The sequence below is a fragment of the Streptomyces sp. NPDC006140 genome (genome assembly GCF_040628815.1).
Classification (GTDB): Bacteria; Actinomycetota; Actinomycetes; order Streptomycetales; family Streptomycetaceae; genus Streptomyces.
The window spans coordinates 231,352-257,804 of the sequence record NZ_JBEXTS010000012.1; the positions used below are offsets into that span (position 1 = coordinate 231,352).

Here is a 26,453-nt window from a genome sequence, read left to right on the forward strand (position 1 = left end):
GGAGTCACATCAGGCGGAGTCACATCAGTCCTTCACCGCTCCGCCCAGTCCGGAGACCAGGCGCCGCTGTACGAGTACGAAGAAGACCAGGACCGGAATCGTCATCACCGTGGAAGCGGCCATGACGCCGCCCCAGTCCGGGTCGTCGGGCTTGTAGAAGACCAGCAGGGCCATCGGCAGCGTCGACTGCGAGGTGTCGCTGATGATGAACGACTTGGCGAACAGGAAGTCGTTCCAGGCGGAGATGAAGGAGAACACGCTGGTGGCCACGAGACCCGGCAGGACGAGGGGGAAAAGGATCTGCCACAGGAATCGCGCCCGGCTCGCCCCGTCGATGTACGCGGCCTCCTCCAGCGCCTCCGGAACGGCTTTCACGAACCCCCGCAGCATCCAGATCGCGAAGGGCAGCGAGAAGGCGATGTGGGGCAGGATCAGCGAACCCAGCGTGTTCAGCTGACCGGCGTCCCGCATGAGGAAGAACAGGGGGATCGTGAGGGCTTCCACGGGCACCATCTGGGCCACCAGAAACAGGATCAACAGGGTGGTCCGCAGGCGGAAGCGGAATCGTGTCACGGCGGTCGCGGCGAGAAACGCGATCAGCGCGGAGGCGATCACGACACTGCCCGCGACGATGAGGCTGTTGAGGAAGTAGCGGCCGAATTCCTGTTGCCCGAAGACGCGTCGGAAGGAATCCAGGGAGGGCACGAGCGTCCACGGCCTGGGCTCGCTCGACTCGATCTCCCCGGCCGGTTTGAAGGCGCTGAGCACCATCCAGTAGAGGGGGAAGGCGACGACGAGCGCGATCAGCAGGGCGGACGCCTCGGCGGCCGACCGGCCCGGGCGGCGCACACGGGCGCGAAGAAGATTCACAGTTCCTCCCCCTGCCGGCGCAGCAGCCGCAGGTACACCAGGGTGACGGCGAGCAGGATCAGCAGCATCACGACGCCGATCGCGGAGCCGAGGCCGTACTGCGAGGACGCGAAGGCCTGCTGGTAGGCGTAGACGTTGAGGACCAGGTTCTGGCCGGCGATACCGCCGCCGTTCGTCATGACGTAGATCTGCGTGAAGACCTTGAAGTCCCAGATGACCGACTGGATCGTGACGACGACCAGGATCGGCCGGAGCATCGGGGCGAGGACGGAGCGCCAGATCCGCCACTGGGAGGCACCGTCGAGGGAGGCGGCCTCCAGGACCTCCGTCGGTACGGCGCGGATGCCGGCGTACACGGTGACCATCACGAACGGGAAGGAGCACCACACCACTTCGAGCAGGACGAGGAAGAAGGCGCTGATCCGGCCGTACGTCCAGGAGTGGTCGCCGAGGCCCAGCATCCGGTTGACCGGGCCGAAGTCCGGGTCGAAGAGGAACAGCCACACCGTGGATCCGGTCACGGCCGGGGTCGCCCACGCGCCCAGGGCGGCCAGCATCAGCGCGAGGCGCGGCACGGCACGCACGCGGGTGAGCAGCACGGCCAGGGCACATCCGACCACCAGCGTGCACACGACACAGGCCGCCGCGAACAGCACGGTGGCGAGCAGCACCTGCCAGAACTGCGGGTCTCCGAACAGCTCGGCGTAGTTCCCGAACCCCTCGAAGGTGGCCGGCTCCCCGCCGCTCACCTGCGCCTGCGTGTACTGGAAGAAGGAGATCAGGCCGAGCTGGTAGGTGGGGTAGACGAGCAGCCCGCCGAGCACGACGAGCCCGGGCGCGAGGTACAGCCAGGGCGTCCAGCCGCCGGACACGAGCGGGGATGTGCCGACCGGTCCACGGCGCCGCCCGCGGGCCTGCCGCCCGCCGCGGGCCTTGCCGCCCGGCGGCCGCACCGCCGTCGCGCGGGGCTCGTCGGCCCCGCCCGTGGCGGGATCCGGAGAGCCGCCCGGGGAAGGTTCGGCCGCAGCGGCGACGGCCACCGGGGACGCCGGGGAGCGGCCGGCGCCCGTGTCCCGCGGGCCTCCCGCCGGAACGGCTCCCGTGCCGCCCGTCCCCGCACGACCGCCCGAACCGGCTCCCGCCCCGGGCCGACCACCGGCCGTGGTGGCCGCCGCGCGCCCCGGCCGGCCGGCTTCCGCCCGGGCCGGACCCGCCCGCTCGGCCCCCGCCGAGGCGGTCCCGGCCGGGCCTGCCGCCGCCGGTTCCGTAGGGTCGTTCATCCCGCTCACCCCGCCGAGCCGAACGCCGTGTTCATCTTCTTCGCGGCGTCCTCGGATGCCTGTGCGACGTCCTTCTTGCCGCTGATGACCTCCTGGAACATGGTCGGCAGGACGAGCTGGGAGTCGATCTGGGCCCAGGCCGGGGACGCGGGGACGAACTTCGTGCCGGCCGAGAGGGTCTGGACGAAGGGCTTCACGAACGGCTCCTCCTGCGCGACCTGCCGGCGGACGTCCGTGAAGGTCGGCAGGAAGCCCATCGCGTCGAAGAGTTCGGCCTGGGTCTTCTTCGAGGCGAGCTGCTCCATCAACTGGACGGCGAGCGTCCGGTGCGAGGTGCTCTTCAGGACGCCGATGTTGTTGCCGCCGGCGAAGGCCGGCGCGATCGAGCCGGGCTTCACCCCCGGCAGCGGGACGACGGCGTACTTGCCCTTGACCTTCCCGGCCTCGACGGCGGTGTGGCTGAAGTCGCCGCCGATGGCCATGCCGGCCTTGCCCGCGGCGAACGCGGAGATCGTGTCGTTGCCGCCCATGCCCGCGCACTTGGCGGCCGGGCAGTTGTCGTCGCCGAACAGGGACGTGTACGCCTTGATGCCCTTGCGGGCCTCGGGGCTGTCGATGCCGGAGGCGTACGAGCCGCCCTTGCCCGTCGCGAGTTCACCACCGTTGGCCCACACGAACGGCATCGCGCCGTAGGTGTAGGCACCGCCGACAACCAGGCCGTACAGCTCAGGCCGGGCCGCGCGGATCTCGCGGGCGGTGGAGGCGAGTTCGGCCATCGTCCTCGGGACGGACAGGCCGAGTTCCTTGAACACGTCCGTGCGGTAGTACAGGGCGCGCACGCCGACGTAGAAGGGCGCGCCGTAGACCTTGCCGTCCACCGTCACCGACTGTCTGGCCGTCGGGTCGGTGTCCTTCGCCTCGCTCCAGTCGCCGAACTCCTTCGTGACGTCGAGGAGTCCGCCGTCCTTCACATAGCCGGCCGTGTCGGTGTTGCCGTACTCCATGACGTCCGGAGCGGAGGCGGGGTCGTTGAAGGCGGCTTTGACGCGCTGGGCGCGGGTGTCGACGGGGATGTACTCGACGTCGACCTCGGTGCCCTTGTGGGCCTTCTCGAAGGCGGAGACGACGGAGTCGACGACCTTCTCCTTGGGTCCGTTGCCGACCTCCTGGAAGAGCCACACGCGCAGCGTGCCGGTCTTCTCGTCCTTGTCGGAGGAGGTGTCGCCGGAGGTCTGGGGGGTGCAGGAGGTGGCCAGGAGGGCGGCGAGCGCGCTGAGGCCGACGAGACGGACGGACAGCTTCATGGAGTGCTCCTCCGGAGAAGTGTTGCAACATGCGCAATGAAGGTTTCGCTGTGCACAACACACCGGAGGCTAGGGACTGCATGAACACGCCCACAAGAGGTCTCAACCACTCTGTGACCGGCAGACGCACCCCGCGCAACGCCCGGACAGCACAAAAGCCTCCAGGGCGCGCAAAACGCACCCTGGAGGCTTTACGCCACGCGGACGGGCCTACTTGTCGCCCTTGCCCTTGTCGTCGCCGCCGGAGCCCATGGACTCGTAGATCTCCTTGCACATGGGGCACACGGGGTACTTCTTCGGGTCGCGGCCCGGCACCCAGACCTTGCCGCACAGCGCCACGACGGGGGTGCCGTCGAGGGCGCTCGCCATGATCTTGTCCTTCTGGACGTAGTGGGCGAAGCGCTCGTGGTCACCGTCACCGTGGGAGGTCTGCGGCGTCGGCTCTACGAGGGTCCCCGTACCAGTCCCGCGCTCGGGCTCGAGAGTGCTCATAGGCCCAAGGGTACTGAAGCTCACAGACATCAGTTGAGCGAAGGGTCGTCGGGGTACGTCGCCACCATCGCCAGCTCGTTGCGCTGGCGGCGCAGAACCTCGCGCCACAGCCGCTCCGGGGACGGGGACGACACGTCGCCGGGCTCCGACTCGACGACGTACCAGGCGCCGTCCACCAGCTCGTCCTCCAGCTGGCCCGGGCCCCAGCCGGCGTACCCGGCGAAGATCCGCAGGGAGCCGAGGGCCGAGGCCAGCAGCTCCGGCGGGGCCTCCAGGTCGACCAGGCCGATCGCGCCGTGCACCCGGCGCCAGCCCAGCGGCGCCGCCTCCCCGGACCCGCCGCCGGGGACGACGGCGACCCCGAGGGCCGAGTCCAGCGACACCGGGCCGCCCTGGAAGACCACACCGGGCTCGACGGCGAGATCCCCCCAGCCCTCCAGGATGTCGCCCACGTCCACCGGGGTGGGGCGGTTGAGGACGACACCGAGGGAGCCCTCCTCGTCGTGGTCGAGGAGCAGCACCACCGCACGGTCGAAGTTGGGGTCCGCCAGGGCGGGCGTGGCCACGAGCAACCGCCCTGTGAGCGAGGACACCTCGGTCATGCCAGACATGATCCCGCATCTTCCCTTTCCGTGGGGAGCAATGCGGGCGACCGGAGTGCGCGCAGCTCAGGGGCGCACCGATGCGTCCCACGCGCACGGGTGTGACCGTGACCCCATGTGCCCGGCACGGAACGGTTCGTGTTGTGACAGAGCTATGACGTGGCTGGGTCCGACTCAGGCTTACAGAAGGGGGGTGGAGGGCGATTACCCTTTCCCTCCTGGCCCCTGCCCGACTCCACGGAACGCGAGATTCATGACCGTCAACGACGATGTCCTGCTTGTCCACGGCGGAACCCCGCTGGAGGGCGAGATCCGTGTCCGCGGTGCGAAGAACCTCGTACCGAAGGCCATGGTGGCGGCGCTGCTCGGCAGCGCTCCGAGCCGACTGCGCAATGTTCCGGACATCCGCGACGTTCGGGTCGTACGGGGTCTGCTGCAGCTGCACGGTGTGACGGTCCGTCCGGGTGACGAGCCCGGCGAACTGGTGATGGACCCGACGCGCGTGGAGAGCGCGAACGTCGCCGACATCGATGCCCACGCGGGTTCCAGCCGTATCCCGATCCTGTTCTGCGGACCGCTGCTGCACCGCCTCGGCCACGCGTTCATCCCCGGTCTCGGCGGCTGTGACATCGGCGGCCGGCCCATCGACTTCCACTTCGAGGTGCTGCGGCAGTTCGGCGCGAAGATCGAGAAGCGGGCGGACGGCCAGTACCTGGAGGCGCCGCGGCGGCTGCGCGGCACGAAGATCCGGCTGCCGTACCCGTCCGTCGGCGCGACCGAGCAGGTGCTGCTGACGGCCGTCCTCGCCGAGGGCGTCACGGAGCTGTCCAACGCGGCCGTCGAGCCGGAGATCGAGGACCTCATCTGCGTGCTGCAGAAGATGGGCGCGATCATCGCGATGGACACCGACCGGACGATCCGCATCACGGGTGTGGACCAGCTCGGCGGCTACAACCACCGCGCCCTGCCGGACCGGCTGGAGGCCGCGTCCTGGGCGTCGGCGGCGCTGGCGACCGAGGGCAACATCTACGTCCGCGGGGCGCAGCAGCGCTCGATGATGACGTTCCTGAACACCTACCGGAAGGTGGGCGGTGCCTTCGAGATCGACGACGAGGGCATCCGCTTCTGGCACCCCGGCGGGCAGCTGAAGTCCATCGCGCTGGAGACGGACGTCCACCCCGGTTTCCAGACCGACTGGCAGCAGCCCCTGGTGGTGGCCCTCACCCAGGCCACGGGCCTGTCCATCATCCACGAGACGGTCTACGAGTCCCGCCTCGGCTTCACGTCCGCGCTGAACCAGATGGGCGCGCACATCCAGCTCTACCGCGAGTGCCTGGGCGGCTCCGACTGCCGCTTCGGCCAGCGCAACTTCCTGCACTCCGCGGTCGTCTCCGGCCCCACCAAGCTCCAGGGCGCCGACCTGGTCATCCCCGACCTCCGCGGCGGCTTCTCGTACCTCATCGCGGCCCTCGCGGCCCAGGGCACGTCCCGGGTCCACGGCATCGGCCTGATCAACCGCGGCTACGAGAACTTCATGGAGAAGCTCGTGGAACTGGGCGCGAAGGTCGAACTGCCGGGCAAGGCACTGGGCTAGTCCCGGCCCTGCGGCCACGCCCGCCCGGCTGGGGGTCCGGGGGTCATCCCCCGGGCAAGCACAGCATGGAGAAGCTCGTGGAACTGGGCGCGAAGGTCGAGCTGCCGGGCAAGGCGCTCGGGTAGTCCCCGTACACGCCGAGGGGCGGCCACCTGGACAGGTGGCCGCCCCTCGGCGTTTCATGCGGCTCTCGGTGGGCTCGCGCCCCCTGGGGGCGCGGGGAACTGCGCGACCAGCCGCAGCCGGCCCGCAGTTGCCCACGGCGCGCGCAAGGGAACGCTTACTTGCCCTTGGCCGCTTCCTTGAGCTTCGAGCCCGCGGAGACCTTCACGCTGTAGCCGGCCGGGATCTGGATCGGCTCGCCGGTCTGCGGGTTGCGGGCGGTGCGAGCGGCACGGTGGGTGCGCTCGAAGGTCAGGAAGCCGGGGATGGTGACCTTCTCGTCGCCCTTGGAGACGATGTCGCCGACGACGTCGGCGAACGCGGCCAGCACGGCGTCGGCGTCCTTGCGGGTCACCTCGGCGCGGTCGGCCAGCGCGGCCACCAGCTCACTGCGGTTCATGTTGTTACTCCCGTGTTCATCTTGCCGTTGAGGCGTCAGATCGAAGCCGATGCTGCCAGGGTCCTCCATGAGTCCCCGGACCGGGTCCGTCGTCAGACCCTCGCGCCCAGGGACGCATCCTGCCTCTACCTGCGGCGGGAAAGCCAATCCGGCACCCGCAGGAGTCGTGGGAACACCCTTGGGGAGTCACACGAAAAGAGGGCCTGAGCCTGGCCGACACGATAGAGCCCCCTGCTGACAGGGGTTCCGCGACGCGCCGGGCCCCGGGCCGCCGTGGGGATGCTCACAGTCCGGGGGCGGCCGCCCCCGGACCCCGGCGCGGGCCTCGTCCTCAGACCGCGGACGGGCTGCCGGCCGTCGCGCCCACGGCCTTGGCGGCCTCCCGCACGGCCCCGGCCACCGCGCCCGCGACCTTGTCGTTGAAGACGCTCGGGATGATGTAGTTCGGGTTCAGCTCGTCCTCGGTCACCACGTCCGCGAGGGCGGTCGCGGCGGCCAGCATCATCTCGGTGTTGACCGTGCGGGACTGGGCGTCCAGCAGGCCGCGGAAGACACCCGGGAAGACCAGCACGTTGTTGATCTGGTTCGGGAAGTCCGAGCGGCCCGTGGCGACAACGGCCGCGGTCTGGCGGGCGATTGCCGGGTCGACCTCGGGGTCCGGGTTCGCAAGCGCGAACACGATGGCGCCGTCGGCCATGGCGGCCACGTCGTCGCCGTCGAGGACGTTCGGGGCGGAGACGCCGATGAAGACGTCGGCGCCGCGCACGGCCTCCTTGAGCGTGCCGGTGAGGCCCTCGGGGTTGGTGTTGTCGGCGATCCAGCGCAGCGCCGAGTCCGGGGCGGCGTCCACCAGGTCCTCGCGGCCCGCGTGCACGACGCCGTGGATGTCGGCGACGACGGCGTTCTTGACGCCCGCGGCGATCAGCAGCTTGAGGATGGCCGTACCGGCCGCGCCGGCGCCGGACATGACGACCCGGATGTTCTCGATGGCCTTGCCGGCGACGCGCAGCGCGTTGGTGAGCGCGGCGAGGACGACGATCGCGGTGCCGTGCTGGTCGTCGTGGAAGACGGGGATGTCGAGGGCCTCGCGCAGCCGTGCCTCGATCTCGAAGCAGCGGGGGGCGGAGATGTCCTCGAGGTTGATGCCGGCGAAGCCCGGGGCGATGGCCTTGACGATCTCGACGATCGCGTCGGTGTCCTGCGTGTCGAGGCAGATCGGCCAGGCGTCGATGCCGGCAAACCGCTTGAAGAGGGCCGCCTTGCCCTCCATGACGGGCAGCGCGGCCTTGGGGCCGATGTTGCCCAGGCCCAGCACGGCGGAGCCGTCCGTCACGACCGCAACGGAGTTGCGCTTGATGGTGAGGCGGCGGGCGTCCTCGGGGTTCTCGGCGATCGCCATGCAGACGCGGGCGACACCGGGCGTGTAGACCATGGAGAGGTCGTCACGGTTGCGGATGGGGTGCTTCGACGCCATCTCGATCTTGCCGCCGAGGTGCATGAGGAAGGTCCGGTCCGAGACCTTGCCCAGCGTGACGCCCTCGATGCCGCGGAGCTTCTCGACGATCTCGTCCGCGTGCGCGGTCGACGTCGCCGCGATGGTGACGTCGATACGGAGCTTCTCGTGACCGGACGCCGTGACGTCGAGGCCGGTCACCGAGCCTCCGGAGGACTCCACGGCGGTGGTGAGCTGCGAGACGGCGGTTCCGCTCGCGGGCACCTCCAGCCGGACCGTCATCGAGTAGGAGACGCTGGGCGCCGTTGCCATGGCCGACTTCCTCTGCTTTCACCTGACGCTGAGTTGTGCCGTCCGATCGTCGCACCTACCGCTCGGTAGCGGGTAGCCGCCCTCGATTGCGAACGTTTTGTTCGCGGAAAGGGTCAGCAAAAAGAGACCCACGTCACGTGGACGTGGGTCTCTTCGCAGTCAAGTGGCACCGACCCGCCATGCTCGCCTCGCGGCAAGTGGTCGCTCGTAGCGACGAAGGTTGGGCCCGGGGGCTTGGATCGGGCCGGTGCCACATCCAGGCTAACAAACAGATCCCGTAAGGCCATTCCCGTACCGGGAGTTCATTTCGCCGGCAAGTGGGTAACCCGGCTCAGTCCCTGAGCAGGTCCGGGATTCCCGCCCCGTCGGGCTCGTCCCGTTCGGCCGAGACGACCGTCAGCTGCTGGGTGGCCCGGGTCAGTGCGACGTAGAGCACACGCAGGCCGGCCGGGGACTCGTCGGCGATCTCCGCCGGGGAGACCACGACCGTCGCGTCGTACTCCAGGCCCTTCGCCTCCAGGCTGCCGAGCGCCACGACCCGGTCGCCGAGTCCGGCGAGCCAGCGGCGGGCCTCCTCGCGGCGCTGCATGGCGACGACCACGCCGACCGTGCCGTCGACCCGCTCCAGCAGCCGGGCCGCCTCGTGGCGGACGGTGTCGCCCAGCGTGTCCTCCACAACGGTGAAGCGCGGCTCGACGCCGGTGGAGCGGACCGCCTTCGGCGACACCGAGCCGGGCATGGCGAGGGCGAGCACCCTCGCGGCCAGCTCGGCGATCTCCGCCGGGTTGCGGTAGTTCACGGTGAGCTCGAAGCGGCGGCGCGGGCGGGTGCCGAGGGCCTCGTCGCGGGCCTCGGCGGCCTCGTCCGGGTCGGACCAGGAGGACTGCGCCGGGTCGCCGACGACCGTCCAGGTGGCGTGCCGGCCGCGGCGGCCGACCATGCGCCACTGCATCGGGGTGAGGTCCTGGGCCTCGTCGACGATGACGTGGGCGTACTCGGTGCGCTCGGCCGCCAGGCGTTCGGCGCGCTCGCGCTGGGACTCCTCGCGCACCGGCATCAGCTCCTCCAGGCCGGTGAGCTGGTCGAGCGGGTCCAGCTCGCGCTTCTTGCGGGGCCGGGCGGGGGCGCCGAGGACGGCCTGGAGCTCGTCGAGCATCGCGATGTCGTGCACGGAGTAGCCGTCGCGCCTGAGGGAGCGGGCGACCTTGCGGATCTCGCCGGGGTTGAGGATCCGCCGGGCCCAGCGGCCGAGGCGCCGCTCGTCGGCCATGGCGTCCAGGACGGCCGCCGGGGTCAGCTCCGGCCACCAGGCGTCGAGGAAGGCGGTGAAGGCGTCCTCGGAGGTGATGTCCTCGTCGAAGGAGGAGCGCAGCTCGGCGGCCAGCTCCGGGTCGGTGTGCCGGCCGGCCGCGCCGGACTGCTCCCACAGGGCGTCCAGGAGGAGCTTGCGGGCGCGGGGGCGCAGCAGGTTCACGGGGGCGGTGCCGCCGAGGGCGGCGCGGCGGATGCCCGCCAGTTCGTCGGCCTCCAGCTCCAGGCGGCGGCCGAAGGCGACCACGCGCAGCCGGGCCGGTGAATCGTTCAGCTCCAGGGCTCCGCGCGCGGCCTTGCGCAGCACCTTGAGCATGCGGGAGGAGCCCTTGGCGCGGGCCACCGCCGGGGAGTCGTAGAGCGTGGCCTCGGCGCCGTCGACGAGGGAGCCGATGGCGCGGATGGCGACCTGGCCCTCCTCGCCGAGGGAGGGCAGCACGCCCTCGGTGTAGGCGACGAGCAGCGGGGTCGGGGAGACGATCAGGATGCCGCCCGCGTACCGGCGCCGGTCCTGGTAGAGGAGGTAGGCCGCGCGGTGCAGGGCGACGGCGGTCTTGCCGGTGCCGGGGCCGCCCTCGACGTAGGTGACGGAGGCGGCGGGGGCGCGGATGACCAGGTCCTGCTCGGCCTGGATGGAGGCGACGATGTCGCGCATCGTGTGGCTGCGGGCCTGGCCGAGGGCGGCCATCAGGGCGCCGTCGCCGATGACGGGCAGTTCGTGGCCGTCGAGGAAGGCCTTCAGCTCGGGGCGCATCAGGTCGTCCTCGACGCCGAGCACCTTGCGGCCCTTGGAGCGGATGACCCGACGGCGGACGACCCGGCCGGGGTCGACGGGCGTCGAGCGGTAGAAGGGGGCGGCGGCCGGGGCGCGCCAGTCGATGACCAGCGGGGCGTAGTCCTGGTCGAGGACGCCGATGCGGCCGATGTGCAGGGTCTCGGCGATGTCGGCGGTGTTGTCCTCGCGGACGGCGCCCTCGGCGGGCTCGACGGCGGTGTAGGCGCCGTCGGGGCCCTTCTTGCCGTCCTTGCCGAGCAGCAGGTCGATGCGGCCGAAGAGGAAGTCCTCGAACTCGTTGTTGAGCCGGTTCAGGTGGATGCCGGCCCGGAAGACCTGCGCGTCCCGCTCGGCGAGCGCGCCGGGCGTGCCGACCTGGCCGCGCTGGGCGGCGTCGTTCATGAGGAACTCCGCCTCGTGGATCTTCTCCTCGAGGCGCTGGTACACCCGGTCCAGGTGTTCCTGTTCGACGCCGATCTCTCTGTCTCTCAGGGAGTCGAGCGCGGTTTCCTGAGGTGCCTGAGCGGCCACCGGGCCCCCTTCTGACGTGCTGGGCAGCCGTCCACCGTACGCGAAGGGGACCCGGTAAGGCTACGCGTCGACCTCGACCAGCCGCTTGCCGTCGAAGGTCACGACCTCGAAGTGGTCGATCTCGTTCGGCTCGAAGGCGGCGCCGCCCTGGACGTACAGCGGCTGCTTGGCCTTCTCGGTCCTGGCGTCGGGGAGGCCGTAGCCCCACTCCGGGACGGACCAGGAGGACAGGGTCTCCCGCTCGCCGTTCTTGCCGACCGCGACGAGGGCGCACTTGAGCGGGCCCTTGACGTTCTTCAGTTCGGTGACCACGCCCGTCCCCCAGTCCTTCTTCTGGACTGCGACGGTCGCGGTGACCTTGGTGTTCGGGTCGGTGGCGGAGATCTTGTCGGAGATGCCGTCGAAGGCCTCCTTGGCGGGGCTCGCCGCGAGCGGGCGGTTCTCCGCGCCGCCGCCGTCACCGCCGCCGTTCGTCGCGACCGCGACGAAGGGGCCGCCGATGATCAGCGCGCCGGCCGCGGCCACCATGTAGAAGCTGCGGCGGCGCTTCTGGGCGCGCCGTTCCGCGACCTCGTCGACCAGCTTCTCCACCATGCGCGGCCTGGGCTTCGCGGACAGCGACTCGCCGATCGCGGGGGTACTGCCGGAGCCGGGCAGGTCGGCGAGGGCGGCGAGCATCGGCTCCATGCCGGCCAGCTCGTCGAGCTGCTGGGCGCACCACTCGCAGGTCGCGAGGTGGGCTTCGAAGGCGGTCGCTTCGGCGTCGTCGAGGATGCCGAGGGCGTAGGCGCCGACGGTCTCGTGCTCGTTCGGCACCGGAGATTCCTGCATGGGTCCAGACATACCCATGCCTCCCGTACCGAACCCCTGGTTACCCCCGTAAACACTCATCACGCCGTCACCCCCCGCTCCTCCAGTGCGAGCTTCATCGAACGCAGGGCGTAGAACACCCTGGAGCGGACGGTTCCGCTGGGTATGCCCAGGGTCTCGGCCGCCTCATTGACGGTACGCCCCTTGAAGTACGTCTCGACGAGCACCTCCCGGTGAGCGGGGGTCAGGTCGTCGAGTGCGTCCGAGAGAGTCATCAGCCACAGCGCCTTGTCGATCTCGTCCTCCGCGGGGATGACCTCCAGCGGCGACGGGTCGACCTCCTGCGGCCGGGCCTGCCGGCTGCGGTGGCCGTCGATGACGATGCGCCGGGCGACCGTCACCAGCCAGGGGCGTACCGATCCGGTCGCACGATTGAGCTGACCGGCGTTCTTCCAGGCACGGATGAGCGTCTCCTGCACGACGTCCTCGGCGCGCTGCCGGTCTCCGGCGACCAGGCGCAGGACATATGCCAGCAGGGGTCCGGCGTGTTCGCGGTAGAGCGCACGCATCAGCTCCTCGTCGGGTTCCGAGGGCTGGGACATGCGATGTCGGGCCCTCGGTGCACGTTCATTGGCCACGACGGAATCCTTGCGCACGCCCACCTCCGATGTCCGGGGGTTCCCCCAGTCGGTCGCTCGACAAGCCGTACGGACGCGAGCCGTTGGGCGTTCAAAGAGACGTGACAGATTTCTTCGAAGTGACGTGACGAGGGGGACATGCGGTCACATTCCCACCCCTCGTTCTTTACATTTCCGCCACATCGGCAACTTCAAGCCACGCCTTCCCTACGGGGCCGTAGGTAAACGGCATGTAATCGAAATCACTTCGACAGTGCGGTCGCAGAAGTCGCATTTAGGACAGGGAAATTGAGTGCAGCGGGCACCCAACTGCGTTTCAGGCGCGGGCGAGTGCCGCGCGGCGGCGGTGCCGGGCGACCCTTTCGCGGTTTCCGCAGACCTCGCTGGAGCACCAGCGCCTCCTGCGCCCCCGCGAGGTGTCGAGGTACACGATCGGGCAGTTGTCGCCCGCGCACTCGCGCAGGGCCGCGCGGGCCACGGGGTCGGTGAGGAGGTCGACGGCGTCCCGGGCGACGGCCGCGAGCAGGGCGGCGCGGCCGGGCGGGCCGTCCAACCGCCGTACGAGGTCGCCGTCTTCGCCGCGAACCGCGCGCGGGGCCGGGGGCGCGGTCCGGGCCAGGTCGTTGACGCGCGCGAGGGCGAGGTCGTACGCCGGGACACCGGGCCTGGGCCGGCCGCGCACCAACCGGTCGATCTGCCCGCGCAGTTCGCGGAAGGCGACGAGCCAGCCGGCGTCGGTGTGGGCGAGGGAGGTGCCCGCCGGGACGAGACCGGAGCCGGTGATCCAGGCGCGCAGCACGTCCACGGAGTCCAGCCGCTCCTCCGGGTGCGTGGTGGAGAGCAGATCCAGGCAGATCCGCCCGGCGTCGAACCGCAGCTCGTAGGGGGCCGTGGCCGTACCCAGTGCCATGTGCCTGTCACCGCCTAGGGTCGGTGAGACGCCTGTGAGAGGGCTGGGAAACCGTTCCCTCTTACAGTGCCTGCCCGGCGGCGCGCGGGAAACCCCCCGCGCGACGGGCGGTCAGGGCGCGCGCGGGGGGGGCGGCCCCGTCCGGACCCCGGCGCGACCCCACCACGAGACGGCCCCGCCCAGACCCCAGCGCGACCCCACCACGAGACGACCCCGCCCAGACCCCGGCGCAACCCCACCACGAGACGACCCCGCCCAAGCCCCGGCGCAACCCCACCACGAGACGACCCCGCCCAGACCCCAGCGCGACCCCACCACGAGACGACCCCGCCCAGACCCCAGCGCGACCCCACCACGAGACGGCCCCGCCCGGACTTCGGCGCGACCCCACCACGAGACGACCCCGCCCAAGCCCCGGCGCGACCCCACCACGAGACGACCCCGCCCAAGCCCCGGCGCGACCCCACCACGAAGCGGCCCCGTCCGGGCTTCGGCGCGATCCCGCTCAACCCCGGCGCGTGCCTGCGCGTCCGCGTGCTCGCCCTCTTACTTCGTCTCCGCCTACGCGTCCGCGTACTTCGTCTCCGCCGCCGGGTCCAGGGCCAGGCGGTAGCCGCGCTTGACCACCGTCTGGATCAGCTTCGGTGTGCCGAGGGCCGTGCGCAGGCGGGCCATCGCCGTCTCGACGGCGTGCTCGTCGCGGCCGGAACCGGGCAGGGCGCGCAGCAGGTCGGCGCGGGAGACGACCCAGCCGGGGCGGCGGGACAGGGCGCGCAGGAGGGACATGCCCGCGGGCGGCACCGGCTTGAGGTCGCCGTCGACCAGGACGGCGTGGCCGCGGATCTCCACCCGGTGCCCGGCGATGGGCAGCGAGCGCGCCCGCGCGGGCAGTTCCTGGCAGAGCAGCTGGACGAGCGGCCCGAGCCGGAAGCGCTCGGGCTGGATCGTGTCAATGCCGCGGGACTGCAGGGGCAGGGCGGTGACCGGGCCGACACAGGCGGGCAGGACGTCGTGGTTCAGGGCGGCCAGCACCTCGGGCAGCAGCCCGCGTTCCTCCGCCCGGGAGAGGAAGGAGGCCGCGGCCGGGGCGCTGGTGAACGTCAGCGCGTCCACCCCCCGGGACACGGTCGCGTCCAGGAGCCGGTCGACCGGACCGAGGTCCTCCGGCGGCATCCACCGGTAGACGGGCACGCCGACGACCTCGGCGCCACCCTCCCGCAGCGCCTCCACGAAGCCCGGCAGCGGCTCGCCGTGCAACTGGATCGCGATGCGCAGGTCCTCGACGCCCTCCTCCAGCAGCCGGTCGAGCACCTCGGCCATGGACTCCGACGACGGCGACCACTCCTCGGTCAGCCCGGCGGCCCGGACCGCGCCCTTCACCTTCGGCCCGCGCGCCAGGATCCGCACGCCGGCCAGCCGCGACAGCAGCTCCTCGCCCAGGCCCCAGCCGTCGGCGGCCTCGACCCAGCCCCGGAACCCGATCGCGGTCGTGGCCACGACGATTTCCGGAACCTGCTCGATGATCTCCTTGGTCGCGGCCAGCAGTTCACTGTCGTCGGCGAGCGGCACGATCCGCAGGGCGGGGGCGTGCAGGACGGCGGCACCGCGTCGCTGCAGCAGCGCCCCCAGCTCGTCGGCCCGGCGCGCGGCCGTCACACCCACGGTGAAACCCGCCAGGGGTCCGTGGTCCGGTCGCTGTTCTTCCTCGTACATGGCTCTCGTCCCGCACTCGAGTCGTCGTACTTCATGGGTACGGCGTACCTACATGCCGATCGAGCCTGTCAACGGCTCGTGACAGGCCCGGATCGGCGTGATGTCGGCGGTGTTACGTCACACCTTCGCGTAGCTGAGCTGCGGCTTCGTCTCCGAGGCCGCCGACGTTTCGGGTACCCGGGGAGCCGTACGGCGAAGGTATACGGCCCAGGTGACCGTGAAGCACACCGCGTAGAAGGCGAGGAAGGCGACGAACGCGCCGGTGCCGGAGCCGTAGGAGAGGAAGGACTGGCGGAAGGCGAGGTTGATGCCGACACCGCCGAGCGCGCCCACCGCGCCGATCAGGCCCATGGAGGCTCCGGAGAGCCGGCGCCCGTAGGCCGCGGCCTCCTCGCCCTTCAGTCCCTTGGCGAGGGCCTTGTTCTGGAAGATGCCCGGGATCATCTTGAACGTCGAGCCGTTGCCGAGCCCGCTGAGCACGAACAGCACCACGAAGGCGGCGGTGAACAGCGCCAGCGACTTCTCCATGGAGGCGCCGATCAGGACGGCCGTCGCGGCGCCCATCGCCACGTAGTTCCACAGGCTGATCTTCGCGCCGCCGTACCGGTCGGCGAGCCAGCCGCCGACGGGCCGGATCAGGGAGCCGAGCAGCGGGCCGAGGAAGGTGACGTAGGCGGCCTGCAGCGGCGTACGGCCGAACTGGTTCTGCAGGACCTGGCCGAAGGCGAAGCTGTAGCCGATGAAGGAGCCGAAGGTGCCGATGTAGAGGACGGACATGATCCACGTGTGGGCGTCCCGCGCGGCGTCCTTGGCGGCACCGGTGTCGTTCTTGACGTTCTCCAGGTTGTCCATGAAGAGCGCGGCCATCACGGCGGCGACGACGATCAGCGGGATGTAGACGCCGAGCAGCACCCGCGGGCCGCCGCCGGCGCCGATGATCGCGAGCGCGGCCAGCTGGATCACCGGCACGCCGATGTTGCCGCCGCCGGCGTTCAGGCCGAGGGCCCAGCCCTTCTTCCGCAGCGGGAAGAAGGCGTTGATGTTGGTCATGGAGGAGGCGAAGTTGCCGCCGCCGACGCCGGCGAGGAGGCCGACGAGGAGGAACGTGGAGAAGCTGGTGCCCGGCTCCATCACCATGAACGCGGCGACGGTGGGGATCAGCAGCATGGCGGCCGAGATGATCGTCCAGTTGCGTCCGCCGAAGATGGCGACGGCGAAGGTGTAGGGGACGCGGACGACCGCGCCGACCAGCGTGACCATCGAGGTCAGCATGAACTTGTCGGCCGGGGTCAGCCCGTACTCCGGGCCCATGAAGAGCACCAGCACGGACCACAGGGTCCAGATCGAGAAGCCGATGTGCTCGGACAGCACGGAGAAGAAGAGGTTCCGGCGGGCGATCTTCTCTCCCGTCTCCTGCCAGAAGGTCTCGTTCTCCGGATCCCAGTGCTGGATCCAGCGTCCGCCCCTGCTCGGGGGTGCGGGTGCCGTGCCAGGGCCTGTCATGACGCCTCCACTGTGCTCCAGGACTCGGTCGTACCTCGAGTGACTGATCCCGAAGGTAGGGAGGGCGCGTTTCCTGCCTGTGCCAGCGAGTGACCGCGAGGGAACTTTGCTCTCACCCCGCGTCCGGGCGGGATGAGAGGTTCCGACGGTTTCGGTCACGGCCGCGGGGGCTGCCAGTGAGGGTTCTGCTGAGGATACGGCGGGTTGTGGGGGGCGGGGGGCTGGGCACCGTACGGGCTGGGGGCGGGCTGACCGGGGTACGGGCCGGGGGCGGGCTGACCCGGGTACGGCCCCGGGGCGGGCTGGTCACCGTACGGACCTGGCGCGGGCTGAGCACCGTACGGACCCGGGGCGGGCTGACCCGGGTACGGCCCCGGGGCGGGCTGACCCGGGTACGGCCCCGGGGCGGGCTGGTCACCGTACGGACCTGGCGCGGGCTGAGCACCGTACGGGCCCGGGGCGGGCTGGCCGGGATACGGCGTCGGCTGGGCGTACGGACCTGGCACACCGGCAGGCCCGCCCGGGGCACCGCCGTACGGTCCGCCCGCGAACGGGTTCCCCTGCCCGGGGAGCTGCGCCCCGGGCGGCAGGTACCGCGTCCGGCCGTTCTGGTCCGTCACCGGCAGGAAGCCGGACGCCTGCAACCGGGCGGCGAACTTGGCGTTGCGCTTGCGCGTGACCACCAGCCCGATGCCGAAGATGCCCATGAACAGCAGCCACAGCACCCCGGCCACGAGGAAGTCGAAGGACCCGCCCCCGAAGCGGAACCCGAGGATCACACTTCCGACAGTGGCACCGAGGGCGCCGTACCACATGCGCTTCTCGGCGTGCCGGCCGGTGAGGTCGAAGTTGATGCGGGCCTTGAGGAGTTCGAACTCGTCGGGCACCAGCGGCGGGAGGGAGACGCCGTCCGCCGCGTCGGGGTACCGCGCCCAGTTCTGCGCGGCCCGCGCCCTGGCCTGCGGGCCGGGATCGGGCACGATCAGCATGGTGAGCGCGCCGTTGCGGCCGCTGCTCTGCCGGACGTCCGCGTACTCGTAGCCGAACTGCTGGGCGACGAAGGCCAGCCGGGCGAGCTTCTTCACGGACGCCATCGGACTGGTCAGCTCGACCGGCTCCCCGCTCGCCATCAGCCGCAGCATCTTCTGTGTCTGCCGCTTACTCATCCCCACCGCTCCCACCGACCGCTTTGTTCACAAGCGCAACCGGGGCAGTTTTCCACACCGGGAAAGCCGGGGGAACGGGCCCCGTCGTCTTCTGTCTCAGCCGTCGGGTGACGGACGCCTCCCGCTCCGGCGGACCCTCACCCGAGGCTCACTCGTCGGCCACCATCGGGGTTTCTGCTTCGCCGCCAGGTCCTCCATCCAGCCGAACGCCAGGACGCAGGCGCCGATGAGTGCCCAGACCAGGGCCAGCACCGGCCAGGGGCTCTCCAGCAGTCCGGGGACGTTCTGCTCCAGTACGGGGAAGCCCCACAGCCGGTCCCAGAGCGTGGCGGCGACCAGGATGCAGATGTTGTGCCACAGGTAGATGGTCACGGCCCGGGAGTTGAGCAGGCCGATCGCCCCGGCCCAGCGGCGGAGCCTGCCCGGCCACTCGGACCAGGACGGGCTGACGTGGAGCAGCAGCAGGACCGTGCCGAAGGACCACAGGGCCTGGGCGAGGGGCATGCTGTCCAGGTCGTTGCCGGTGCCGAAGTCGTGGCGCAGGGCGTACCAGAGGCCGGCCAGGGCGATGACGGGCGCCACGGACGGGACGATGTAGCGCGGCAGCCGCCGCAGGATGCCCTCCTGGTGGGCCATGCCGAGGATCCAGCAGGCGCCGAACGTGGAGAAGTCCGTGAGCGCCGAGGGGATCCGCTCGCCGGGGAGCGTGAGCCAGCCCTGCTCGAAGGCGACGGCCAGCACGATCGGCGCGGACAGCGTGACGACCGGCAGGGCGCGCAGGGCCTTCAGCAGCAGCGGGGACAGCAGCACGTACCAGAGGTAGGCGCGGATGTACCAGAGCGGCCCGGCGAGGTCCGCCGCCCAGTTCTCGCCGATGACGCCGTGCACGCCGGGCAGGCCCTCGGCGTACGGCGGGTCGCTGAACGGCACGATCCAGAAGGTGAGGTGGAGCCACCACCAGCCGGGGTGCCCGTCCGCGTCCGGCCCCCAGCCCTGCAGGACCATGCCGGTGACGCCGACGACGCCCAGCAGCCACAGCGGGGGCAGCAGCCGCCGCATCCGGCCGCGGATCACCTGCACCGGCGGGCGCTTCAGCGAGCGGGCCATGAGGTTGCCGGCGAGCGCGAACATCACGCCCATGGACGGGAACACCAGCGGCAGCCAGGCCCAGCCGGTCAGGTGGTACAGCACGACACGGAACAGCGCGAGGGCACGCAGCAGATCGAAGTAGCGGTCGCGTCCGGGGGGTGCGGAAGGGGTCTGCTCCTGCCGGGGAGCCGTGGTCACGGGAGCCGTGGTCATGCGACCGGCCTCCCGTCCATCTGCCGCTGGGGCGTGGCGCTTCCGCCCCCGGGCAGCCCCACCGCCCCCGTGCGGCGCAGCTTCTGCCAGCGCAGCCGGCCGCCGGTGAGCGCGGTGATCCAGGACTGGAGCAGGACGACGTACATGAGCTGCCGATAGAGGAGTTGCTGGAGCGGCAGGGAGATGAGGTGGGTCATGCGTTCCTTGTCGAGGTGGAACGCGTAGGCCGCGCACACCCCTTGCACGGCGAGGACGCCCAGCCAGGCTCCGATGGTCTTCTCGGTCGGGCCGAACACCAGCCCGTACAGCAGGAACACGTCGATCAGCGGGGCGAGCAGCGGCGCCACGACCATGAACATGGAGACCAGCGGAAGTCCGACCCGGCCGAAGCGGCCCGAGGGCCCGCGGTCGACGAGGGCCCGGCGGTGCTTCCAGATGGCCTGCATCGTGCCGTACGACCAGCGGTAGCGCTGGGACCACAGCTGCTGCACGGACTCGGGGGCCTCGGTCCAGGCGATGGCCTTCTCCGCGTAGACGACGTGCCAGCCGTCGCGGTGCAGGGCCATGGTGATGTCGGTGTCCTCGGCGAGCGTGTCGTCGCTCATGCCGCCGACCCGTTCCAGTGCGCTGCGCCGGAACGCGCCGACCGCGCCGGGGATGGTGGGCATGCAGCGCAGCACGTCGTACATGCGGCGGTCGAGGTTGAAGCCCATCACGTACTCGATGTGCTGCCAGGCGCCGATGAGCGAGTCGCGGTTGCCGACCTTGGCGTTGCCGGCGACGGCGCCGACGCGCGGGTCGCCGAAGGGCTGCACGAGTTCGCGCACGGTGGTCGGCTCGAAGACGGTGTCGCCGTCCATCATCACGATGATGTCGTGGCGGGCGTTGGCGATCCCGCGGTTGAGCGCGGCGGGCTTGCCCGCGTTGAGCTGGCGGACGACCCGTACGCCGGGCAGGCCGAGGTTCTCGACGATACGGGCCGTGCCGTCGCTGGAGCCGTCGTCGATGACCAGCACCTCGATGGGGTGGTCGCTGGCGACCAGGGAACGGACCGTCTGCTCGATGCACTTGGCCTCGTTGTAGGCGGGCACCAGCACCGACACCGGTTCGGTGACGGGCGTGCCCCAGCTGAAGTTCCGCCGCCGCACCCGGCGGGCGTGCGCGACGGACAGGATCAGCATCAGACCAAGACGCCCGAAGACGAGCACGCCGACGACGGCGAGGCCCGCGACCAGAACGCCGGTGATCTTCTCGGAGGCCTGCACCAGGAAGACCCACGCCTCGCCCTTGACCGCCTCCAGCCCGGCGACCGGGGTGTGCGCGCTGGGGGCGTCCAGGGCGGCGGTGAGGGTGTCGAAGCGGTAGCCCTGGTCCTTGAGCCCGGTGATGAACCGGTCGAGTGCGGCCACGGTCTGGGAGCGGTCGCCGCCGGAGTCGTGCATGAGCACGATGGCGCCCTCGCCGTTCTTCGGCGTGGCGTTGCTGATGATCTTCTCGACGCCGGGCCGGCGCCAGTCCTCGCTGTCGGTGTCGTTGACGATGGTGATGTAGCCCTTGCTGCCGATGTACTCGGTCACCGGCCAGGACTTGTTGTCCATGACGTGCGCGAACGACGAGTAGGGCGGGCGGAACAGCGAGGTGCGGATGCCGGCCGCCCCGGCGAGCGCGAGCTGGTTCTGGGACAGCTCCCAGTCGATGCGGCTCTTGCTCTGCAGCGACAGGTCCGGGTGGTTGAAGGTGTGCAGCCCGATCTCGTGGCCCTCGTCGACCATGCGCTGCACGAGGTCCGGGTGGCGGGAGGCCATCGTGCCGGTGATGAAGAAGACGGCGTGGGCCTCGTGCTTCTTCAGCACGTCGAGGACCTTGGGCGTCCACATCGGGTCCGGGCCGTCGTCGAAGGTCAGGACCAGTTCGTGGTCCGGCAGCTCCAGGCCGGCGGGCTTCCCGTCCCGGGTGTCGATGACGGGCCCGCCCTTGAGGATGTCCTTCGGTACGCGGTCGTTGGCCGCGGGCGGTCCGACGCGGTGGTCGGCGAGGATCTCGCTGTGCACGTAGCCGCGCAGCATGAGCATCGCCATCAGCGCGACGAGGACGAGCAGGGGCAGCAGCAGGCGCAGGGGCAGGCGGCGCCGCCTGGAGCCGCCACGGGCTCGGGGCGCGGGCCCGGGACGGCTGGTACGGGATGCCATGGGTGGTGGTACTCCGGGTGGTGCGGGGAGGGTGGTGCGGGGACGGTCACGCGGCGGGCCGGGCCCGCCCGGGCAGGTGGTCGGTACGGGTGACCAGGGTCGGTACGGGTGACCAGGGTCGGTACTGGTGACCAGGGGCCGGGACGGGTGGCCAGGGTCGGGACGGGTGACCAGGCGTCGGTGCGGGTGGCCAGAGGTCGGTACGGATGGCCAGGGGGCCGCGAAGTCGCGTCGTTCGCCCGGCGGGCGGGGCCTGCGGCGTCCTGCCAGGCGTCGCGGGCAGGCGCGACTGCGCGGACTTCCCCTAGGCGGCGGGTGTCCGGGCGATGGGCTGGGTTGCGGCCGGGCCGTCCGCGACGGTGCCGCCGTCCCCGCCGGTGCCCGTGGTCTCGGTCGGCGGCTCGGGCGTGGTGCCGCCGGTCGGTGTCGGGGAGGACACGGGCGTGCTCGGCGGGTTCGCCGGCTTGCTCGGGCCCGGGTCGGTCACGCCGGTGCCCGGGGCCGGGGTGGTCCGGGTCGCAGTCGGCGTGGGGTCGGCGGTCGTGCCGGTGCGGCCGGGTCCGGCGGGGGCCTCGGGTTCGAGGGCACTGGGACCGGGCGAGGGGGCGGTGACCTCGTCGGTCGTCGGCGTGCTGCCCGGGGCGGTGGCGCCACTGCCGCCGGCCGGGGCCGACTCGGCGGGCAGCGGCGGAGTCTCGACCTGCCCGGCCGGCGGGCCCTCCTTCTTGCTCGGCACCGGCAGCCAGGGCGCGTTGGAGTTGCCCGACAGCAGCGTGGCGACGATGACGACGGCGTAGACGCCGCACGCCAGGGCGATGACCATGCCGATCCGCCGGAAGCGGCGGCTGCGACGGCCGGACTCGTCGACGAAGACGGGCCGGTCGGCCGGGGCCGGACCGACACCGGTGCCTTCCTTGACCTGCCGCAGGAAACCGTCCCCGAGCTGGACGGCGTCGAGCTGGACCGTGACCTCGTGCGGATCGTGGGTGTGCCCGGCAGGGCCCTGGGTACGTCCGGCAGGGTCGTTGGTGTGCCCGGCAGGATCGTGGCCGGGCCCGGGCAGGCTCGCTTCCTCCGGTTCCCGCCAGGGGTCGCGGACGGCGGGCCGGGACCCGGTGCCCGGGGCGAGCGAGTCCGCCTCGCCCTCGCTCTGCCGCGGAATCCCGCGCAGTATCTCCGTCGCGCCGGGCCGCCGTCGCTCGGTCAGCCGGACGTCGCCGGCGAAGACCTGGGTGACTCTGCGGTCCCGGCCCATGCCGTCCGCGGGGACTTCACCGGTGGCCGACGCGGCCTCGGGCCACTCGGGTTGGGCGTCTTCTCGCCACTGTGTCACGCGTACGCACTTCCCCCCACGGGATGGTTCAGGTGCGCGTACGACCTGAGCACCCGTCGTCGGACCGGGCCCCCAACCCGTCCGAGCGCCCCCCTATTACCACACCGTGCTCAGGCGTCGAATGTAGCGCACGCGGAGGTTATGTGTGGACGACGTGTCGAATCGTTTCGGTCGCGAGACCTCATGAGGACATCGTCACCAGCGGGAACCCACGTCCCGGCGGGCCGCCGCAGCCAGCCCTCCTCCGCCGCGAGCAGGGCCGCGGCCCGGCGCAGCGCGTCGAACGCGGGGTGGGTCAGGCCCCTGCGCCACACCAGCGAGACGGGGGACAGCGGCACGGGGTCGACCAGGGGCCGTGACACCGTCGACGGCATGGCCGGAAATCCCACGACGGCCAGGACCGGATGGCGCGTTCTGGCCATGACCCGCTGGAACTCCTCCTCCCCCACGGCCAGCGGCGCGGGTGGCGCGATCTCGATGCCGCGTCCCTCGAACAGCAACCGCGCGAGGCCGGTCCACTCCGGCGTGCGCGCGTTGCCGGCGCCCGCGTAGACGGTCTCGCCGGCCAGTTCGGCGAGCGGCACCTCCGCCAGCGCGGCCAGCCGGTGGTCCTCGGGCAGGACGATCGCCATCGGCTCGTACCGCACGGGCTGGTGGTCGAGCCCGGCCCGCAGCGCCGGGTCCAGCCCGGCGAAGCGTCCGAACGACGCGTCCAGCCGGCCCGCGAGCAGCTCACCGGCGGCTCCGGTCAGACCGCTCTCGTAGCGGGCCATCAGCTCGTGCTCCGGGGCGAGTTCACGGGCCCGGTGCAGGACGTGGCGCGGCGTGGCCAGGCCCGGGGAGTTGAGGTCCACCAGCAGGGGCCGGGCCTGGTCGAAGGCGGCGAGCAGCTCGTCCTGCGCCCGGAGCACCCGCCGGGCGTACGGCAGCAGCCGCTCCCCGTCGGGCGTGAGCGTCACCTGCCGGGTGGTCCGCACGAACAACTCGGCCCCCAGCTCCCGCTCCAGCCGCCGCACGTCTCTGCTGAGCGCCTGCTGCGCCAGGTGGAGCCGCACCGCGGCGCGGGTGAAGTGCAACTCCTCGGCGACGGTGACGAAGGCACGCAGGAGACGGGGGTCGAGGTGGGCGGGCATGGGGTGAAACTACAGCGGACGACGGCCCGGGGGCTCGGGGGCCGGCGCCTTGCCGGGCGCCCCGCCGACGAACCCCACCCCCACCCCCACCTGCACCTCAGGACTCGGCGCCCTGCCCGGGAGCCTCGCCCACACCCGTCACCTCGCTGTCAGTCACTGCCTCCGCCCCGGGAACCTCCTTCGGCGCCCCCTGCCCCACTCGGTGGCGGGGCACCGACCGCAGCGGCGGGCGCGTCAGCGTGATCTGCCGGACGACCTGCTGGAAGCACGCCAGCGCGGCGAGCCCGGGCAGCGCGGCCGCCGCCGTGCCGAGGACGGTCCGGGGCGCCTGGGCGACGCACAGCAGAACGGCCACGCAGGAGAAGACCAGGACCACACACCAGGAGTGCGCGGCACGGCGCTGGTGCAGCGCGGCCCGCAGGACGGACAGGGAGGCCACCAGCCAGGGCCCGTAGACGAGGAGGGGCCACCAGGTGCGGAGGTTCCGCTCCGCGGGGGACACGGCGACCAGGCGCAGGGGGTCGTAGGCGACCATGCCGCTCAGGAGACTCACGGCGGAGGCGATGACGGCCGCCAGGGCGGCGACGAGGAAGCTGGTGGTGCGCAGCAGACCCGGGGCCCTGCGGGTGCGGACCTTGCGGTGACGGCGGGGGACCTCCCGTACGGGCGGCAGTTCCTCGGTGATGTCCTGGAGCCGCCTCATGTGCGCGCCCGGCGCCGGGGCCGGCTCCGCGGCCTCGGCCGGTTCCTCGTCCCGCGGGCCGGGAATCCGCGCCGCCTGTTCCCCGAGGGCCTCCTCGAGGATGAACGCCAGTTCCTCGGCCGGGTCCCAGGTCGGATCCGGCGGTGTCAGGGGGGTGATGAAATCCCGGGCCGGAGCCCGGTGCCGTCCGGTGCCCTCGATTCCTTTGTCGTACATGCCGGCGGCCCGACTATTCCGCAAGCGCGAAGGCGGGCCATTCCGTTGCACTGATCCACCGTCGGGCGAGATCCTTTTCCAGCGTGCTCATGGCGTCGATGAAATCGCGCAGCACCGGCTCGGTCACCTGCAGCGTGACCGGGCAACCGGCCTTGGTGAGCGTGCCGTTGACGGTGGCCGACGAGTGCGCTGGAGCCGGAATGTAGGTGTATGGGCCGAGCGTTACCGCCCAACCGTCTTTCCTGGTCGCCTCGGTCATGTACCGACTAACCGCCTCCCCACTTCGCCGGATGCGCGGCAAACGAGTGAAGGATTTTCCCCAATGAGCATCTTTTCCATGCACCATGAGGAGCATCAGTAATCTCCATATCCCTGTATGAAAACAGGGAGAAATGGGAGAACAGGGAGCGAATGTTTCTCGCCAGGGAGTTTCTCGCCATGGGCTTCCGGCCGTTGACAACCCAGGTGCGTGATTCCGCGCGGAACAGGTGTTGGACCGCTTGATCACCCCCGGGCGACGGTGGACGCATGCCGCCACTCTCCCCGTACCGCCGCCTGTTCCGGCTGCCGGGCGCCCGTGCCTTCACCGCCGGGAACCTGATCGCCCGGCTGCCGATGGGCATGTTCAGCGTCAGCGCCGTCGTCATGATCGCCGGGACGCGGGGCTCGTACGCCCTGGCCGGCGCCGTCACGGCGACGGGCCTCGCGGCGACCGCGGTCGTCGCGCCCTGGACCGCGCGCCTCGTCGACCGGTACGGCCAGGCCCGGGTGGCCCTGCCCGCCACGGTGATCGCCGTCCTCGGCTCCCTCGCCCTGCTGCTCTGCGTCCGCCACGACGCCCCGGACTGGACCCTGTTCGCCTCCTACGCCGCCACCGCCACGACCCCCAACACCGGCGGCATGTCCCGGGCCCGCTGGGCCCATCTGCTGGCCGGCGACGCCAAGGCCCTGCACACCGCCAACTCCTTCGAGCAGTCCGTGGACGAACTGTGCTTCATGCTGGGCCCGGTGCTCGCGGCCTTCCTGTGCGGGGCGTTCTTCCCGGAGGCGGGCACGCTGGCCGGCGCGGTGCTGCTGCTGACCGGCATGCTCCTGTTCACGTCCCGGCGCGCGACGGAACCGCCGGTCCGGGAGCGGATACCCGCGAAGGCGCCGCTGCGCGCCCCCGGTATGCCCCCGCTGCTCACGGTCTGCCTGGCGATGGGCGGGATCTTCGGCTCGACGGAGGTCGTCACGCTCGCCTTCGCTGACGCGCGGGGCCACTCCTCGGCGGCGGGTGCCGTGCTCGCGCTCCAGGCGGCGGGTTCCTGCGCGGCGGGCCTGGTGTACGGCGCCGTGAAGCCGGCGGGGCCGGCCGCGGCCCGCCTGTCGTGGTGCGTGGCCACGATGGCCGCACTGCTGACCCTCCCGCTGCTCGCCGCCGCGCTCACCGGTTCGCTCCCGCTCCTGGCGGGCGCCCTGCTGGTCGCCGGGATGGCGACGGCCCCGACGATGGTCACCACCATGACGCTGGTCCAGCAGCGCACCCCCGAGGGCCGGCTGAACGAGGGCATGACCCTCGCGGTGACCGGCCTGCTCGGCGGTATCGCCGGTGGCAGCGCGCTCGGCGGCTGGATGGTGGAGCACGTGTCGGCGACGGCCGGATACGGCGTCCCGGTGACGGCGGCGGCCCTGGCCCTGGCGTTGTCCCTGACCGTGGCGTCGAATCGCTTCACCCTAACGCGCACAACCCATTGACGCCCTCCCGCACC

At 71.5% G+C, this 26,453-nt stretch carries 22 protein-coding genes; 2 read left to right on the forward strand and 20 right to left on the reverse strand.

Annotated elements, in window-relative coordinates; all coding sequences use genetic code 11:
* Window positions 1–24 precede the first annotated feature (24 nt).
* The 5 genes from ABZ386_RS29080 to ABZ386_RS29100 form a co-directional block, all read right to left on the reverse strand.
* On the reverse strand, window positions 25–870 hold the full coding sequence (locus tag ABZ386_RS29080) for a carbohydrate ABC transporter permease (protein ID WP_358966513.1): 846 nt from the start codon (window positions 868–870) through the stop codon (window positions 25–27).
* Window positions 867–1,742, reverse strand: a complete 876-nt coding sequence (locus tag ABZ386_RS29085) for a sugar ABC transporter permease (protein WP_358966617.1) — start codon at window positions 1,740–1,742, stop codon at window positions 867–869. The genes ABZ386_RS29080 and ABZ386_RS29085 overlap by 4 nt, the downstream gene beginning before the upstream one ends.
* 413 nt (window positions 1,743–2,155) lie before the next feature.
* Complete coding sequence (locus ABZ386_RS29090) at window positions 2,156–3,454, reverse strand: extracellular solute-binding protein (RefSeq protein WP_358966516.1); 1,299 nt, start codon at window positions 3,452–3,454, stop codon at window positions 2,156–2,158.
* A 210-nt stretch (window positions 3,455–3,664) separates the two neighbouring features.
* Entirely contained in the window at window positions 3,665–3,946 is a 282-nt protein-coding gene (locus tag ABZ386_RS29095; RefSeq protein ID WP_031113140.1) for a DUF3039 domain-containing protein, read from the reverse strand.
* Between the two features lie 29 nt (window positions 3,947–3,975).
* Window positions 3,976–4,548 carry a YqgE/AlgH family protein gene (locus tag ABZ386_RS29100; RefSeq protein WP_351342051.1) on the reverse strand — a complete coding sequence of 191 codons (573 nt, stop codon included), beginning with the start codon at window positions 4,546–4,548 and terminating at the stop codon, window positions 3,976–3,978.
* 253 nt (window positions 4,549–4,801) lie between these two features.
* Here ABZ386_RS29100 and murA point away from each other — a divergent pair, with 253 nt between their 5' ends.
* On the forward strand, window positions 4,802–6,142 hold the full coding sequence (gene murA, locus ABZ386_RS29105; RefSeq protein ID WP_094052211.1) for a UDP-N-acetylglucosamine 1-carboxyvinyltransferase: 1,341 nt from the start codon (window positions 4,802–4,804) through the stop codon (window positions 6,140–6,142).
* Window positions 6,143–6,422: 280 nt separating this feature from the next.
* Here the strand turns inward: murA and ABZ386_RS29110 are convergent, their stop codons facing one another.
* From ABZ386_RS29110 to ABZ386_RS29180, 15 genes are all read right to left on the reverse strand, one after another.
* Window positions 6,423–6,704 carry an HU family DNA-binding protein gene (locus ABZ386_RS29110; protein WP_003990598.1) on the reverse strand — a complete coding sequence of 94 codons (282 nt, stop codon included), beginning with the start codon at window positions 6,702–6,704 and terminating at the stop codon, window positions 6,423–6,425.
* A 331-nt stretch (window positions 6,705–7,035) separates the two neighbouring features.
* Window positions 7,036–8,469 (reverse strand): NAD-dependent malic enzyme, encoded by a 1,434-nt coding sequence (locus tag ABZ386_RS29115; RefSeq protein ID WP_114253149.1) that lies wholly within the window; start codon window positions 8,467–8,469, stop codon window positions 7,036–7,038.
* Between the two features lie 331 nt (window positions 8,470–8,800).
* Complete coding sequence (locus tag ABZ386_RS29120) at window positions 8,801–11,086, reverse strand: UvrD-helicase domain-containing protein (protein ID WP_356671786.1); 2,286 nt, start codon at window positions 11,084–11,086, stop codon at window positions 8,801–8,803.
* Window positions 11,087–11,146: 60 nt separating this feature from the next.
* A complete protein-coding gene (locus ABZ386_RS29125) occupies window positions 11,147–11,929 on the reverse strand; it encodes a zf-HC2 domain-containing protein (RefSeq protein WP_269803203.1) in 783 nt (260 codons plus the stop codon).
* Between the two features lie 47 nt (window positions 11,930–11,976).
* A complete protein-coding gene (locus tag ABZ386_RS29130; RefSeq protein ID WP_010039908.1) occupies window positions 11,977–12,498 on the reverse strand; it encodes a sigma-70 family RNA polymerase sigma factor in 522 nt (173 codons plus the stop codon).
* Window positions 12,499–12,850: 352 nt separating this feature from the next.
* Window positions 12,851–13,444: an ABATE domain-containing protein gene (locus ABZ386_RS29135; protein ID WP_351342057.1), complete on the reverse strand. Its 594-nt coding sequence runs from the start codon at window positions 13,442–13,444 to the stop codon at window positions 12,851–12,853.
* Window positions 13,445–14,005: 561 nt separating this feature from the next.
* Window positions 14,006–15,157 carry a uroporphyrinogen-III synthase gene (locus ABZ386_RS29140; RefSeq protein WP_358966520.1) on the reverse strand — a complete coding sequence of 384 codons (1,152 nt, stop codon included), beginning with the start codon at window positions 15,155–15,157 and terminating at the stop codon, window positions 14,006–14,008.
* A gap of 117 nt (window positions 15,158–15,274) precedes the next feature.
* A complete protein-coding gene (locus ABZ386_RS29145; RefSeq protein ID WP_351342061.1) occupies window positions 15,275–16,660 on the reverse strand; it encodes a nitrate/nitrite transporter in 1,386 nt (461 codons plus the stop codon).
* 155 nt (window positions 16,661–16,815) lie between these two features.
* On the reverse strand, window positions 16,816–17,826 hold the full coding sequence (locus ABZ386_RS29150) for a hypothetical protein (protein WP_358966522.1): 1,011 nt from the start codon (window positions 17,824–17,826) through the stop codon (window positions 16,816–16,818).
* 96 nt (window positions 17,827–17,922) lie between these two features.
* Window positions 17,923–19,128 (reverse strand): acyltransferase family protein, encoded by a 1,206-nt coding sequence (locus tag ABZ386_RS29155; protein WP_351342065.1) that lies wholly within the window; start codon window positions 19,126–19,128, stop codon window positions 17,923–17,925.
* Window positions 19,125–21,317: a glycosyltransferase gene (locus ABZ386_RS29160; protein ID WP_351342067.1), complete on the reverse strand. Its 2,193-nt coding sequence runs from the start codon at window positions 21,315–21,317 to the stop codon at window positions 19,125–19,127. Before ABZ386_RS29160 ends, ABZ386_RS29155 begins: the two co-directional genes overlap by 4 nt.
* Window positions 21,318–21,621: 304 nt before the next feature.
* Window positions 21,622–22,650, reverse strand: a complete 1,029-nt coding sequence (locus tag ABZ386_RS29165) for a hypothetical protein (protein WP_358966524.1) — start codon at window positions 22,648–22,650, stop codon at window positions 21,622–21,624.
* Between the two features lie 110 nt (window positions 22,651–22,760).
* Window positions 22,761–23,783: a LysR family transcriptional regulator gene (locus ABZ386_RS29170; RefSeq protein ID WP_358966527.1), complete on the reverse strand. Its 1,023-nt coding sequence runs from the start codon at window positions 23,781–23,783 to the stop codon at window positions 22,761–22,763.
* A gap of 97 nt (window positions 23,784–23,880) precedes the next feature.
* Window positions 23,881–24,702, reverse strand: coding sequence for a hypothetical protein (locus ABZ386_RS29175; RefSeq protein WP_356616398.1), 822 nt, complete (start codon window positions 24,700–24,702; stop codon window positions 23,881–23,883).
* A gap of 13 nt (window positions 24,703–24,715) precedes the next feature.
* A complete protein-coding gene (locus ABZ386_RS29180) occupies window positions 24,716–24,961 on the reverse strand; it encodes a hypothetical protein (protein ID WP_114253166.1) in 246 nt (81 codons plus the stop codon).
* Between the two features lie 269 nt (window positions 24,962–25,230).
* On the opposite strand from ABZ386_RS29180, the gene ABZ386_RS29185 reads away from it, so the two are divergent.
* Window positions 25,231–26,439, forward strand: coding sequence for an MFS transporter (locus ABZ386_RS29185; protein WP_355716666.1), 1,209 nt, complete (start codon window positions 25,231–25,233; stop codon window positions 26,437–26,439).
* Window positions 26,440–26,453: the final 14 nt, after the last annotated feature.